This window comes from Halosimplex salinum, assembly GCF_003730195.1.
Lineage (GTDB): Archaea > Halobacteriota > Halobacteria > Halobacteriales > Haloarculaceae > Halosimplex > Halosimplex salinum.
In genome coordinates, this window is the sequence record NZ_QWGG01000004.1 from 154,291 (window position 1) to 168,021 (window position 13,731).

Sequence of the window (13,731 nt, forward strand, 5' to 3'; positions counted from 1 at the left end):
CGACCGACACAGCGTCGATGGGACGGGTATCGCGTGGGTTTTTCACCGTCGAGACCCGACACGGAGTCGTGAAAGAGTACGAGCGCAAACAGCTCCTGGAACGCATCGGACGGGAGGGAGCCACCGTGGGCGCGGACATCCCCGAGCGCATCGACGTCCAGGGGGAGTCGATCGACCTGCGGGAGTTCGTCTTCGAGATCAAGCGTCGGGACACGATCCCGGCCGGCGAACGCGAGCGCGTCGACCGGGCCAAGACGAACCTCCGACGCGAGCGCCGGGAGCGCAAGGACCTGATCGAGGACGGCGACATCTCCCGCGCCGAGGGCGAGGACCTCGCCGAGGCGATCATCGGCATCGACCGCGCGCTCAACGCCCTGGAGAATCTCGGACCCACGAACCTGGAGGCGGAGATCCAGGCGCAGGAGACCGCCGACAAGAAGCGCTGGATGAGCTTCCTGAAGAAGGCGCTGGGCCAGGACACGGACAGTCAGGGCTCGCACCGCTCGAGGTCGCCATGAGCCGGAACGACGAGATCGCCGCCCGACTCGAGGAGTTCGCCGACTTGCTGGCGGCCCAGGGCGTTGAGTACAAACCGCGCGCGTACCGCCGGGCCGCGGAGAACGTCCGCGAGCACACCGACGACGTCGCCAGACTCGCCCGCGCCGGCGAGGACGCGCTCGACGACATCGAGGGCGTCGGCGACGCCATCGCCTCGAAGATCGTCGAGTACGTCGAGACCAGCGAGATCGAGGAACTCGAGGAGCTTCGCGCGGAGCTCCCGGTCGACATGTCGGAGCTCACCCGGGTCGAGGGCGTCGGCCCGAAGACGGTCGGGAGCCTCTACGAGGCGCTCGGTATCGAGACGCTCGACGACCTCGAAGCGGCCGCCGAGGCCGGCGAGATTCAGGAGGTGAGCGGCTTCGGCGCCAAGACCGAACAGAACATCCTGGAGAACATCGAGTTCGCCCGCGAGGCGACCGAGCGGGAGTTGCTCGGCGAGGCCCGCCCCCGCGGCGAGGGCGTCGTCGACTATCTCGACGGGCGCCCGGGCGTCGAGCGGATCGACCTCGCGGGGTCGCTCCGGCGGTGGAAGGAGACGATCGGCGACGTGGACGTGCTCGTCGGGAGCGAGGAGCCCGGGGCGGTCGTCGACGCCTTCACCGACTGGCCCGAGGCCGACGCGGTCATCGAGGCGGGCGACCAGAAAGCGAGCGTCCGCTCGGGCGAGGTGCGTGTCGACCTCCGGGTCGTCGACACCTCGGAGTTCGGGAGCGCGCTCCAGTACTTCACCGGGAGCAAGGACCACAACGTCACACTCCGGAACGTCGCCATCGAGCGGGACCTGAAGATGAACGAGTACGGCGTGTTCGATATCTCCGAGGTCGACGACCCAGACGCCGACCAGCGGGCGGGCGACCGCGTCGCCGGCGAGACGGAGGAGGGGATGTACGAAGCGCTGGATCTCCCGTGGATGGCCCCCGAGATCCGGGAGAACAGGGGCGAGATAGAGGCCGCGCGAGCGGGGGAACTGCCGGACCTGCTCGCGCAGTCCGACGTGCGCGGCGACCTGCACGTCCACAGCGACTGGTCCGACGGCGGTCACACGATCCGCGAGATGGTCGAGGGGGCCGCGGCGTTCGGCCACGACTACGTCGCGATCACCGACCACGCGACCGGACCCGGGATGGTCGGCGGCGTCGGCGTCTCCGACGCGGACCTCCGCGAGCAGATCGAGGCCGTCCACGCGGTAGCCGACGACGCCGAGATCGAGGTGTTAACCGGCGTCGAGGGGAATATCGGGACCGACGGGTCGATATCGGTCGCGGACGACCTGCTGGCCGACCTGGACGTGGTCGTCGCCTCGCCCCACGCGGGGCTCGACGGCGACGGGACCGACCGGCTCGTCGCCGCGGTCGAACACCCGGGGGTCGACATCATCGGCCACCCGACCGGTCGGTACATCAACCAGCGGTCGGGGCTGGACGTGGACGTGGAGCGACTGGCGACGGCCGCGGCCGACCACGACACCGCACTGGAGGTCAACGCCAACCCGGCGCGACTCGACCTCGGCGGCGGGCCGGTCAAGACGGCCGTCGACGCGGGCGCGACGATCGCGATCAACACGGACGCACACAGCCCGCAGCGGTACGGACTCCTGCGATACGGCGTGCACACGGCGCGGCGGGGCTGGGCCGAGGAGACCGACGTACTCAATACGCGAGGCGTCGAAGATCTGCGCGAGTTTCTCGAATGACCGGCGACGAGCCCGACACGACCGGCGACGAGTCCGACAGCGACGAGCGCGCCCTCGACCGGAGCCCGGGCGCCGTGACCGCCGAGGAGGCGATCCCGCGGGAGCCAGCCGTCGAGACGGCGCTCCTCCTCGACACGATGCTGGGCAAACTCGCGACGTACCTGCGGATGTGCGGGTACGACGCGGCCTACGCGGGCGAGCGCGGCATCGAGGACGACGAGGACGTACTGGCAGTGGCTCACACCGAGGGGCGCGTGCTCGTCACGCGCGACCGCGACCTGGCCGCTCGGGCCGAGCGCTCGCAACTGCTCTCGACTCGCGAGGTGACCGAGCAACTGCGCGAGCTCCGTCGGTCGGGGTTCGACGTGGAGCTCGCCCCGGAACCGAGCCGGTGTAGCGCCTGCAACGGCCCGCTCGAACGGGTCGACCGGACGGAGCCGACGCCCGAGTACGCGCCCGAGACCCACGAGGAGACCGTCTGGCGCTGTCGCAACTGCGGGCAGCACTTCTGGAAAGGGAGCCACTGGGACGACGTGGCCGGCACGCTCGACGACCTCTGATCCGTCGGCAGTCTCGACTCGCGCGAGCGCCGGCCGCGACCGGCAAGCAACACGGCTTAATAGCCCATGTCCCTACCGGCGGACGAATGACGTTATCGGACGAGGCCCGCGAGCGACTCGCGGACGTGGTGGCGCTCCAGCCGACGAAGAACGCGGAGCTACAGGCCCAGTGGGAGATGGACAGCGGGAGCGACGTCCACCAGTACCTCGAATCCGAGCTGAAAGACTTCTACTACCGCAACGAGGACAGCCTCATCTGCGCGACGCCCGAGGCCAACGAACTCGTCGGCGACGAGATCGAGGGCGAGGTGAACGAACAGGTCGTCACCGCCCCGCCGCTCCAGGCGGCGACCATCGACGTCCTCCCCGACCACGACGCGGAGCCCCAGAGCGTCGTCGCGACGCTCCACGACCTCCGCGAGGAGGGCTTCGACCCCGAGGTGGACGACGTGCGTTCGGCACTGCGCTCGCTCACCGAGAAGGGCGTCGTCGAGCGCGTCCAGAAGACCGTCCCGACCTACCGGCTCGCCGTCGAGCGCGACGCGCTGGAGGTCGAACGCACCGACGGCGACGACTGAGCGACGCGGACGACTGAGCGACACGTTCCACTCCCCGCTCGGTCGCGGAGAGCGGTCACCAACTGCGCTGGATCGCCCAGCGCCGGCATCGCTTCGAACGACACCGGAGAAGACCTCTGTGGCCGGCCGTCCAGTCAATCGGCATCACCTCACCGAATCGATCATGGAACCCGACTAATTCTTTAGGGGTCCCCCTTAAGCGGGTCGAGACCCTTACATATTACCCATGAGAAGTCTCCGTTTTTCTTCCGATTCCGGCGCGAATGTCCCGTTCGACACGCCGTTCTACAGATCTCTGCGGACGGTCCGCTCGCATCCGGCCGGTCGAGAGCCGCCGATCGGAGGGGCGGGGACCGATCGCAGACCCACCGCGGTTCAGCCCCGGCGCCCGTCGGTCCTCGTCGAACAGTGAGACAGATGGCACCCGGAGAGACGCCCCGTGGTGTCGAAGGCGACGCCAGCGCCTCTCCGCGGACGGGGTCTCGGTCGGAACCGGCGGCACTGCCGACGCGAGGACAGCGGTCGTGACGGCTCGCGGCTCGAAGGTAGAGCAGTACAGGTCGCTGGTCGAGACGGTCCCCGACGGCGTCTACATCCTCGACGCCGAATCCCGTTTCACGTCGGTCAACGAGGGGATGGTCGACCTCACGGGGTACACGCGGGACGAACTGCTCGGCGCCTCCGTCTCTCTCATCCTCTCGGACGAGACGATGGATCAGGTCGCAGAGCGGCGGACGTACCTGGCGGAACACCCCGAGGACGTACTGACGGCACAGTACGATCTGTACACGAAAGCAGGGGCCGAGGTTCCGGTCGAGGTCCGGTTCAGGGCGCTCGAGTTCGACGAGGAGTTCTCGGGCACTGCCGGGGTGATTCGGGACGTCTCGGACCGCCTCGACCGACAGCGAGAGATCGAACGCCAGCGGAACGAACTCGACGAACTCAACCGCATCAACGCTGTCATCCGGGACATCGATCAGGCGCTCGTCACGGCAGGGACGAGAGACGAGATCGAACAGGCGGTGTGTGACCGCCTCGCCGCCGCGGATCAGTACGTGTTCGCCTGGATCGCGGAGTACGGTCGGGACTCCGACGCGGTCGTGCCGCGTGCGTGGGCGGGAGCGGGCGCAGACGACTTCGGCGACGTCCTCGACGCCAGTGACACCCCTTCGGTCGAGCAGGCCAACGGTGCGACGGCGCTCCGTACGGAGACAGTCCAGACTCTCAAGGCGGTCCAGAACGCCCGTGCGTTCGCCCCGTGGCACGAGAGTGCGGGTACGCAGGACCTCCGGTCGATGGCATCGATCCCGCTCGTCTACGGCGACGTCGAGTACGGCGTCCTCGCGGTGTACTCCGGGCGGTCCAGCGCGTTCGACGACCGCGAAACGGAGGTGCTCGGCGAACTCGGCGAGACGATCAGTCACGCGATCGCGGCGCTCGAAAGCGAGAAGCGGGAACAGTCGCTCACCGCCCTGCACGAGTCGACGCGAGGGCTGCTTCACACGGAGATGCACGACGACATCGGCCGGCTAGTCGTCGAGCGGGCCGTCTCCGACCTCGCCCTCTCGGGCGCGCTGCTGTACCGCTTCGACGATACGGAGAACGCGCTGGTCCCGGCCGTCTCGGCGGGCGATTTCACGAGCGAGACCGACGTGCATCCGACGTTCCGACCGGGCGACGACTCGCCCGTCTGGACGGGATTCGTCGACGGGGAGTCGTCTACCGCCGACGACATCGAAGCCTTCGGGTTGGACTCGGTTTCCGCACCGATGCGGAGTGTGATAGCGGTTCCGCTCGGCGAACACGGCGTGTTCGTCGGCGCGTCGGAAGTCGGCGCGTTCGATCGGAGCACCCGGAAACTCGTCGATCTGCTGGCCGCGACGGCCGAAGCCGCGTTCGACCGCGTCGAGGGAGAGACCGAACTCCGCGAACGGGACGAGCGGCTTCGAGAGCAAAACGAGCAACTCGTTCGCCTCAACCGACTCAACGAACTCATCCGCGACGTCGACCAGGGCCTCGTCCAGGCCACGACGCGCCAGGAGATCGAGACGGTCGTCTGCGACCGATTGACCGGGGCCGAGCGATTCCGATTCGCCTGGATCGGCGAACAGGACTCGGCGGCGGACCGGGTCGTTCCGAGGGCGTGGAGCGGGGCCGAGGGAGGGTATCTCGACAGCGTGTCGCTGGAGACGGACGGCGAGACGGGCGAACCGTCGGTCGAGACGATACGGACCGGCGAGGTGACGAGTGTTCCCAACGTCGCGACGGACCTCCGGTCCGCGCCGTGGCGGGCAGAGGCGTTCTCCCGCGAGTTTCAGTCCGTCGTCAGCGTTCCGCTGTCGTACGGCGAGTTCAGTTTCGGCGGGCTCACCGTCTACACCGACGAGGTCGGACTGTTCGACGAGGTGGGACAGGCCGTGTTCGCCGAACTCGGGCAGACGGTGGCGAACGCCATCAACGCCGTCGAGACGAAGGAAGCGCTGCTCACCGACCGCGTGGTCGAACTCGACTTCCGGCTCCACGACGACACCCAGAGTTTCCTCCCCCGGCTGGCCACCCAGATCGACGCCGAGATCGAGTTCGAGGGCATCGTCCCGGTCTCCGAGGAGTCGTCGCGAATCATCTTCACCGTTCGAGGGGCGTCACCGGAATCCGTCCGGTCGGCACTCGACGCGTCGGTCTCCGTCGAGTCGTATCGACTGGTCGCCGAAGACGACGAGGCCCTGTACGAGGCGACCGTCGCCGGACCGACCATCGCGACGACGCTCGCCGAACACGGCGGGTCCCCGCAGACGATATCGGTCAGGGACGGGACCGTCCACATCGTCATCGAACTCCCCCAGAGTGCGGACGTCCGCGAATTCGTCGAGACGTTCCACGACAGATACGCCGGCGCGGAGTTCGTCGCCCGGCGCGACCGCGAACGTTCGATGCAGACGCGCCAGGAGTTCCGGGTCGCTCTCGAGGAGACGCTCACCGATCGACAGCTGGAGGTTCTCAAGACGGCCTTCTACAGCGGCTACTTCGAGTCGCCCCGGCGGACCAGCGGCCAGGAGCTCGCCGAGTCGCTCCGCGTCTCCGCGCCGACGGTCTCGGGCCATCTCCGCGCCGCAGAGCGCAAATTCCTCTCTCTCGTGTTCGACCATCGGTGACCTGCCGACGGGGACGGCGCGTCACTCCGGCCGCACACCCTAGATAGTTACCCCCCGCTCTCCTCGTACCCTCACTACCGACCCGCTCCGGCTATCGGGCCGAGCGGCCTACGAGTAATCGATGAGCTTGAAAGGTACTCGCATCGAACGGGCGATCTACGATGAGGTGCCGTCCCTCGCGGTCGTCTCCGCAGTGGCAGACGTGACTGGAAACGAGCCGACAGAACTGGACCCACTCTACTGGACGGTCGACCCGGACGCGCTGGACGCTCTCTTCGAGACGGACCCTGCAGGCCCGCACCGGACGGGCGGCCAGGTGAACTTCACGTTCCACGGCTGTGACGTCGTCGTCCACGAGGACCGGAAGGTAGTCGTGGAACGGCCCGAATCGAGCGGCACGATCGAATGAGCAGGGGGCACGAGTCGAGAGACGCCCGAGAGCGGATCCAATCGCAATGTACGACAGGAACGACACAGCAGGCCCCGAGTCGACTGCCACCGGTGGGCAGCCAAACGAACAGTGCTCCGTCTGTGAGCACGCTATCGAGACCACCGAGTGGTATCCGATCCGCGGCCAGGTCGAGGACGTGAACTTCAGTCTGTATACGTTCTGCAGCGAAGAGTGCCTCGAGACGTGGGAGAACAGCGAATCGAACGACGCGGAGTGAACCGAACCCGACAACCGACACCAACAGATGGAACACCGAGACGGACAGGCTGACGTGCGAGAAACGTACACCGAATACGACGACGACCGCGGAACGAAAATCGCGGTCATTCAGGACCCGGAGAACGAGCGAGCGTGGATCGAGTCGACGGTGACTCGTCCGATCGAACAGTAAGCGGGCGGACCCGCGGTTCGGCCGTCCCGGCTCGCGAGGACGTGGTCGCTGCGACCGCCGCTCGAGACGCCCGACTGATGCTGGCCCACCGAGACGCCCAACTAGGCTGGCCGCTGGATTCGATTCAATCGTCGTCTCGAACCGTCTCCTCCCACTGACGGCGGGTCGCGTATTCGAGATACCGCTGCACGCGGAGTACGTCCTCGTTTTCGGAATCGGGACCGAGCAGACCGAGGGAGACGAACGTGACGACGTTGACGAGGAGCCCGTAGAACCCGGGGACGAACCCCGGCAGGCTCGCTGGCAGTGTGATGACGTCGAAGGTGAGCACGCACGTGACGGTGACGCCGAGCACGAACCCAGACAGCGCGCCGGACCGGGACGCCCGGGGCCAGACCAGCCCGCCGACGAGGATGGGGAACACCTGTGCGGCGTTGTAGAGCGAGACGGCGGCGAGGTCGAGGATGAACCTGACCTCCTGAACGGCGATGACGTACGAAATCGCGCCGAGCAGGGGGACCAGCAGTCGGGCCGTGCGAGTCACGGTCCGCTCGTCGACGTCGCTGCCGGCGAGGGGCTCGTACCAGTCACGCGTGATCAGCGTCGAGACGGCGTGGAGCTGTGAGTCGGCCGTACTCATCGCGGCGGCGACCGCGCCCGCCACGACGACGGACGCGAACCAGACCGGTGTGAACTCGAACAGGACCGCCGGGATCGCGGAGTCGGGCCGCGCCAGGTCCGGGAAGGCGACGACCGCACCGAGGGCCAGAAACGCGGTCGGGACGTAGAAGAGGATCAGATAGCCGGTGCCGAACGCCGCGGTCCACCTGAGGACTCGCGGCGAGCGGGCGGCGACGTACCGGAGAAACAGGTGTGGCAGCATCATGATACCGAGTGCGAACGTGAGCCACAGCGTCGTGTAGTACGCCGGGGTGAACAGGCCCGCCGGCCCCGGGAGGGCCAGGTACGCGGCGAAGTTCTCCGAGAGCCGCGTCCAGAACGACGCGGGGCCCCGGAACGCGGTGAAGACGAAGACCCAGCCGGCGAGCCACATCGCGGCGAAGAGGAACACGCCCTGGATCGTGTCCGTCCACGCCACGGCACGCAGGCCACCGAGCCACACGTAGAGGACGCCGACGAGCAGGAGGAGCGCCGCACCGACCTCGAAGCTCACGAGGCCGCGGGTGGCGGTCTCGAAGACGAGTCCGCTCCCGATCAGCTGGATGGCCACGTACGGGAACGTGACGACGACGAGCGTGAGGCTGACGAGTCGCGCCAGCAGGTCGGAGTCGTAGAGGTCGCCGACGAGGTCCGCGGGCGTGATGTACCCGTACTTCTTCCCGAGCAGCCAGACGCGGGTTCCGAGCACCCAGAGGATGAGCCCCGACAGCGCGACCCAGAGGAACGCCGCTCCGAAGATGCCGATCCCGTTGTCGTAGACGAACCCCCCGATACCCAGGAACGCGAACGCGGAGTGATAGGTCGCCGTATAGGTGAACAGGAGCACGACGAGGCCGAGGTCGCGACCGGCGGCCATCCAGTCGTCGACCTCGAGCGTCCCGATCTGCCACCCGCGGTACCCCACGGCGAGGACGACGAGGAGGTAGACGCCGATGGTGGTCAGCGCGACAGTCGCCTGCAGGGAGACCATCAGTTTACCCGCGAGTCACCCGGAGCATCGGCAGGCCCCTCCGGCGTCGGGTCGGTCTGTTCGAGTTCGGGCGGTACCTGGTCCGCTCCCAGACCGAACGCGTTCTCGTGAGCGGCCCAGGCCAGGACGAGGGACACGAACACGCCCCAGAACACGAACCAGACGTACAGTGGGGCGAACCCCGCGACGGCTGGACCACTGCCGATCGCTGTCACGACTGGTGGATTCATCGCGACGAAGAAGAGACCGAGCAACGCGGCGGCGACTTTCCCGGACGCCGAAGCAGGAACGAGCACAGTTCCCCGTTCGGCGGAGCGGTACTTCGGTCGTTTGTCTAATCTATTCGATGCGAGAGATCCGGACCGGTCGGAGAGGGACGCTACGACTCCCCGTCCAGTCCAGGGCGTTCGCGCCGCCGCTGTCGCTCCAGCAACCGCTTGATCCCCTTCCCCGGCCCGCCGGTGATCGGCCAGTCGCCCGACCGCCAGACCGGCGGCTCCGGTTCGAAGTCGGGGCAGGAACCCGAACACTGGCCGGCGGTCTGGTGGCACTCCTTGGCGTCACAGTACGGCAGGAACCCGGGCGTCTCGTCCGAGAGTCGGAACTGCCGGCAGTCCGGGCGCATCGTGTCGGCGTAGGCGCGCCAGCCCCGGCCGTATGCCCGCTCGGCGAGTTCGAGGCGCTTGTCGGCCTTCCACTCGGCGTCGGCGTACTCGAAGCGTGCGGCGGAGGCGTCGTGCTCCCCGCCGGCGGGCCGTTCGAGGATCCGGGTTCCCGGGTCGTCGACCGAGAGCGAGCGCGGGTGCCAGGAGACGCTCGCGTCGCCGTCGGCGTCGACGGTCAGGACGCCGGCCTCGACGGGCACGTCCTCGATCAGCGCGGGTTCGACCGTGTCGCCCGTCTCGGTGGTCGCGACCCACACCTCGTCGGCGAGCGCGAGCGCGACGTCGCGTTCGAGTTGCGGGGCCAGCGCCCGCGCCGCGCTCGCGTCCAGGTCCGGCTTGTTCTCGATGGCGACGATCCGCCGGACCCAGTCGGGGTACTCCCACTTGCGGCGGAGTTCGATCCGGTTGTTCGACAGGCGTCGGCGCTCGACGAGCCCGCGGTCGGCCGCCTCGTGGACCGCCTCGCGGACGTAGCGCCAGGGGTACCCCGGGTCGGGCAGCGCGTCGCGGTACCACGTCCACTCGGCGGGCGCGTTGCGGACGACGTGCAGCAGATCCGAGTCGAGTTCCGCGAGCCCGAAGTTCGCGCGCTGACGGAGTCCCTCGGGGTCGCACTCGACGACGACGGTGTCCCACCGGCGTCGCTTCGTCCCGATCTGCCGGGCGACGACGAGCGCCGAATCGTCCGTATCGACCCCCTCCGGCGGCCACGCTCGCTCCGCCCACTGGCACACGCACAGCTCGAAGACGAACTCGGACCCGTCGATGGGGGCGCCGTCCACGGATGACACGACCGAGGGAGGGGGCGGCAGGCGTTTAGGTGTTGCGCGAATCGATCTCGGCACCGTTCGAAGCCATCACCCGAGAACATATCTGCCTCGTTATATTATTTCAGTACCCATCGGAAGCACAGATTGGGACGTTGAGATACACACACGTCCGAACTACGGAACATAGTAGTTGTATTTCGCCGAAATAACGCTGCGCGTGACGTGTTTGTAGTTCAATAGGATTTAAATAGTATGCGGTAACACTTGGGCACATGGCTGGGAACATGATACCCGGGATTGGAACGGTAGCACTGCAGGGAGACGGCGCGGGCGCGATCGCCGCGCTCGGACTGATGTTCTTCGTGATTCCGATGGTCCTGGCGCTGCTCGCGGTCGCGGGGATGTGGAAGACGTTCACGAAGGCTGGACAACCGGGCTGGGCCGCCATCATTCCGATCTACAACATCTACGTGCTCGTGGCGGAGATCGCGGGCCGGGACATGGTGTGGGTGCTGTTGAGCATCTTCGTGCCGTTCGCCGTCATCGTCCCGATGATCGACGTGGCGAAGGCGTTCGGGAAGGGAGCGGGCTACGGGATCGGTCTGTTCTTCCTCGGATTCGTCTTCTTCCCGCTGCTGGGCTTCGGCGACGCTCGATATCGCGGGAGTTCCTCGGCGATATAGGCCGGTCACCGGGACGCCGTTCTCTCGACGACAGCGCCGGAGAGTGCCGACAGTAGCGGTCGCCGCGAGGCGAGTACCGAGCGGTCGCTCGGCGTCGAGGAATCGGTGGCTCTCGCGGTGGCCGACAGATTCGACCTGCCGGAGGGCGTGGCAGTCGCTGACGGGGCGGCCGACGGAGGGCGTGGCCGTCCTCAGGCCTCTTCGGCCTGTTCCTCGTTCTCCGCTTCCTCCTCGGCGAGTTTCTCGTCGAGGAACTCGTGGGCCTGTTCGAGGATCTCGCGGGGGCCGTCCTGCGTGACGGTGTTGACGGCCTGTTCGTAGTCGCGCCACTGGAGGTCGCGGTGCTCGTGAGAGAGCTCCGCCGACGCCTCGAACGAGCGGGCGATGAACAGGTGTACGGTCTTGTGGATCGTGTTGCCGTTGGCTTCGAACACGTAGTCGTAGTCTTCTCGGAAGCCGTCCAAGAGCCGGAAATCACCGATTCCGGCCTCCTCTTTCACTTCGCGGATGGCGGTCTGTTGCAGTTCCTCGTCGCCTTCGACGCCCCCTTTCGGGAACTCCCAGTCGCCCGGGCGGCTCTTGAGGAGCAGGTACTCCCGCCGGCCACGCGTGTCGCGAAAGAGGATGGCTCCCGCGCTCGTGGCCTCTATCATTGCGGATACGTACTCGATCACAACTTAAGTGAATATCGGAGCGTCGGTCCGGTGACTTCTCACAGCTTCGACAGGAGACCGCGGCGCCAAACGCATCGCTTATCCCCGTCGCTGGCGACCGGACGGACATGCCCTTCGTCACGAAACTCACGTTCACGAGCGGCCGTCGGCGCCTCCTCGACGACATCGTCGACGGCGTCAAGACGACCGCCGAGCGCAAGGGCGTGGAACTGAAAGGGCCACACCCGCAGCCGCCGACCGACCACCGCGTGCCCCAGAGCAAGCGGCTCGCGGCCGACGGCGGCGAGTTCGAGCCCTGGCAGTACACCGCCTACACCCGAACCGTCGAGATCCACGGCCACGACGAGTTCGCCCGGTCGGTCGCCGGCGACGACTACCCCGACCGCATCCACGTCGAAGCCGAGATAGAACAGGTCCGATGAGCTCGAGTCGTCTCGTCGCCCGCCGTTTCTGAAGGCGCTGGCATTCCAGCGACCGCCACCGCTGGAGAGACCGAAATCACGCCGTTCACTGCGGTCACTATCTTCTCTCCGACGGCACCCACTCGACAGGCACGGACGTCGAAACCGTCACCTTCCCGCGGCACCCACCACACGCCATGAGTCAGCCGAGTCGCGAGCGCCTGGTCGAGTTGCGCCGCGCGTTCCACCGACGACCCGAACCCGCCTGGCGGGAGTTCTGGACGACCGCCCGCATCGTCGCGGAACTCGAATCGCTCGACGTGGACGAGATCCGCGTCGGCCCCGAGGTGCTCGCCGAGGGCGAGCGCTTCTCAGTCCCCGACGAGGCGGAACTCGACCGCTGGTACCGACAGGCCGAAGACGCCGGCGCGAACCCGGAGACGCTGGAACGACTCCGCGGCGGGTACACGGGCGCGATGGCGACTATCGAGGGCGGTGACGGCCCGACTGTCGGCCTGCGCGTCGATATCGACGGCCTGCCGCGCGCGGAGTCGTCCGACGAGACGCACGTGCCCGTCAGCGAGGGCTTTCGCTCCGAACACGAGGGCGCGATGCACGCCTGCGGCCACGACGCGCACGCCACGATCGGTCTGGGCGTGCTAGAAGCGATCGCCGACAGCGACTTCGACGGGACGCTGAAGGTGTTCTTCCAGCCCGCCGAGGAAGCCATCGGCGGCGGCAAGCCGATGGCCGAGAGCGGCCTGCTCGACGACGTGGACTCCCTGCTCGCGGTCCACGTCGGCCTCGACCACCCGACCGGCGAGGTCGTCGCCGGCGTCGAGGGGTTCCTCGCGGTCCACCAGTTCCGCGCGGACTTCACGGGCGAACCCGTCCACGCCGGCGGCCGCCCCGCACAGGGCCGCAACGCCGTGCAGGCGATGGCCGCGGCCGTGCAGAACCTCTACGCCATCCCGCGCCACGAAGACGGTGCCACGCGGGTCAACGCCGGGAACGTCGGCGGCGGGAGCGCGACGAACGTCGTCCCCGAGGACGCGTACATCGAGGGCGAGGTCCGCGGCGAGACGACCGAACTGATGGAGTACATGCGCGAGCGGGCCGCGTCGGTGGTCGACGGAGCGGCCGCCATGCACGACTGCGAGGTCGAGTTGACGCCCGAGGGCGAAGCGCCCGGCGCCGAGAGCGACGCCGCCGTCGTCGACGTGGTCGAGTCGGTCGCCGGACGGACCGACGGCGTCGATTCGGTGGTGCGCCACGCCGACCTCGGCGGAAGCGAGGACGCCACGTTCCTGATGCGACGCGTCCAGGAGACGGGCGGGCAAGCGGCGTACGTCGGCGTCGGTACAGACCATCCCGGCGGTCACCACACCGCCACCTTCGACGTCGACGAGGACTCGCTGGTGATCGGCGTGGACGTGTTGACCGAGACGATACGCAACCTCGCCAGGCACGGTCCCTGAGCCGGCGGGCGTCTCCCGACGAG

15 protein-coding genes are annotated in these 13,731 nt (G+C 67.8%); 11 read left to right on the forward strand and 4 right to left on the reverse strand.

Annotation, left to right across the window (positions count from 1 at the left end; all coding sequences use genetic code 11):
- The first annotated feature begins 68 nt into the window (after positions 1 to 68).
- The 8 genes from D1409_RS12075 to D1409_RS24515 all read left to right on the forward strand — a co-directional run bounded on the left by D1409_RS12075 (position 69) and on the right by D1409_RS24515 (position 7,386).
- Positions 69 to 518 carry a DUF5788 family protein gene (locus tag D1409_RS12075; protein ID WP_123537244.1) on the forward strand — a complete coding sequence of 150 codons (450 nt, stop codon included), beginning with the start codon at positions 69 to 71 and terminating at the stop codon, positions 516 to 518.
- The gene (gene polX / locus D1409_RS12080; protein WP_123537245.1) at positions 515 to 2,254 is read left to right on the forward strand and encodes a DNA polymerase/3'-5' exonuclease PolX; all 1,740 of its coding nucleotides are present in this window, start codon (positions 515 to 517) and stop codon (positions 2,252 to 2,254) included. Before D1409_RS12075 ends, polX begins: the two co-directional genes overlap by 4 nt.
- Positions 2,251 to 2,814 carry a DUF5615 family PIN-like protein gene (locus D1409_RS12085; RefSeq protein ID WP_123537246.1) on the forward strand — a complete coding sequence of 188 codons (564 nt, stop codon included), beginning with the start codon at positions 2,251 to 2,253 and terminating at the stop codon, positions 2,812 to 2,814. The genes polX and D1409_RS12085 overlap by 4 nt, the downstream gene beginning before the upstream one ends.
- An 86-nt stretch (positions 2,815 to 2,900) precedes the next feature.
- Positions 2,901 to 3,392 carry a DUF5797 family protein gene (locus D1409_RS12090; protein WP_123537247.1) on the forward strand — a complete coding sequence of 164 codons (492 nt, stop codon included), beginning with the start codon at positions 2,901 to 2,903 and terminating at the stop codon, positions 3,390 to 3,392.
- A 524-nt stretch (positions 3,393 to 3,916) separates the two neighbouring features.
- The gene (locus D1409_RS12095) at positions 3,917 to 6,544 is read left to right on the forward strand and encodes a bacterio-opsin activator domain-containing protein (protein ID WP_164471657.1); all 2,628 of its coding nucleotides are present in this window, start codon (positions 3,917 to 3,919) and stop codon (positions 6,542 to 6,544) included.
- A 121-nt stretch (positions 6,545 to 6,665) separates the two neighbouring features.
- Positions 6,666 to 6,953: a HalOD1 output domain-containing protein gene (locus tag D1409_RS12100; protein WP_123537249.1), complete on the forward strand. Its 288-nt coding sequence runs from the start codon at positions 6,666 to 6,668 to the stop codon at positions 6,951 to 6,953.
- 46 nt (positions 6,954 to 6,999) lie between these two features.
- The gene (locus tag D1409_RS12105) at positions 7,000 to 7,212 is read left to right on the forward strand and encodes a DUF7576 family protein (RefSeq protein ID WP_123537250.1); all 213 of its coding nucleotides are present in this window, start codon (positions 7,000 to 7,002) and stop codon (positions 7,210 to 7,212) included.
- 27 nt (positions 7,213 to 7,239) lie between these two features.
- A complete protein-coding gene (locus D1409_RS24515; RefSeq protein WP_164471658.1) occupies positions 7,240 to 7,386 on the forward strand; it encodes a hypothetical protein in 147 nt (48 codons plus the stop codon).
- Between the two features lie 124 nt (positions 7,387 to 7,510).
- Here the strand turns inward: D1409_RS24515 and D1409_RS12110 are convergent, their stop codons facing one another.
- The 3 genes from D1409_RS12110 to D1409_RS12120 form a co-directional block, all read right to left on the reverse strand.
- Positions 7,511 to 9,037: a sodium:solute symporter family protein gene (locus D1409_RS12110; protein WP_123537251.1), complete on the reverse strand. Its 1,527-nt coding sequence runs from the start codon at positions 9,035 to 9,037 to the stop codon at positions 7,511 to 7,513.
- On the reverse strand, positions 9,037 to 9,333 hold the full coding sequence (locus D1409_RS12115) for a hypothetical protein (protein ID WP_123537252.1): 297 nt from the start codon (positions 9,331 to 9,333) through the stop codon (positions 9,037 to 9,039). Before D1409_RS12115 ends, D1409_RS12110 begins: the two co-directional genes overlap by 1 nt.
- A gap of 83 nt (positions 9,334 to 9,416) precedes the next feature.
- Complete coding sequence (locus D1409_RS12120; protein ID WP_206425044.1) at positions 9,417 to 10,493, reverse strand: DUF5787 family protein; 1,077 nt, start codon at positions 10,491 to 10,493, stop codon at positions 9,417 to 9,419.
- 251 nt (positions 10,494 to 10,744) lie between these two features.
- Between D1409_RS12120 and D1409_RS12125 the strand changes: the two genes are divergently transcribed.
- On the forward strand, positions 10,745 to 11,155 hold the full coding sequence (locus tag D1409_RS12125) for a DUF5684 domain-containing protein (RefSeq protein ID WP_235853550.1): 411 nt from the start codon (positions 10,745 to 10,747) through the stop codon (positions 11,153 to 11,155).
- A 191-nt stretch (positions 11,156 to 11,346) separates the two neighbouring features.
- Here D1409_RS12125 and D1409_RS12130 read toward each other — a convergent pair whose 3' ends face one another.
- Positions 11,347 to 11,808, reverse strand: a complete 462-nt coding sequence (locus D1409_RS12130) for a bis(5'-nucleosyl)-tetraphosphatase (protein WP_123537253.1) — start codon at positions 11,806 to 11,808, stop codon at positions 11,347 to 11,349.
- A 128-nt stretch (positions 11,809 to 11,936) separates the two neighbouring features.
- On the opposite strand from D1409_RS12130, the gene D1409_RS12135 reads away from it, so the two are divergent.
- Together D1409_RS12135 and D1409_RS12140 are read left to right on the forward strand one after the other, a co-directional pair.
- On the forward strand, positions 11,937 to 12,251 hold the full coding sequence (locus tag D1409_RS12135; protein WP_123537254.1) for an uS10/mL48 family ribosomal protein: 315 nt from the start codon (positions 11,937 to 11,939) through the stop codon (positions 12,249 to 12,251).
- A gap of 176 nt (positions 12,252 to 12,427) precedes the next feature.
- A complete protein-coding gene (locus D1409_RS12140) occupies positions 12,428 to 13,708 on the forward strand; it encodes an amidohydrolase (RefSeq protein WP_123537255.1) in 1,281 nt (426 codons plus the stop codon).
- Positions 13,709 to 13,731 lie beyond the last annotated feature (23 nt).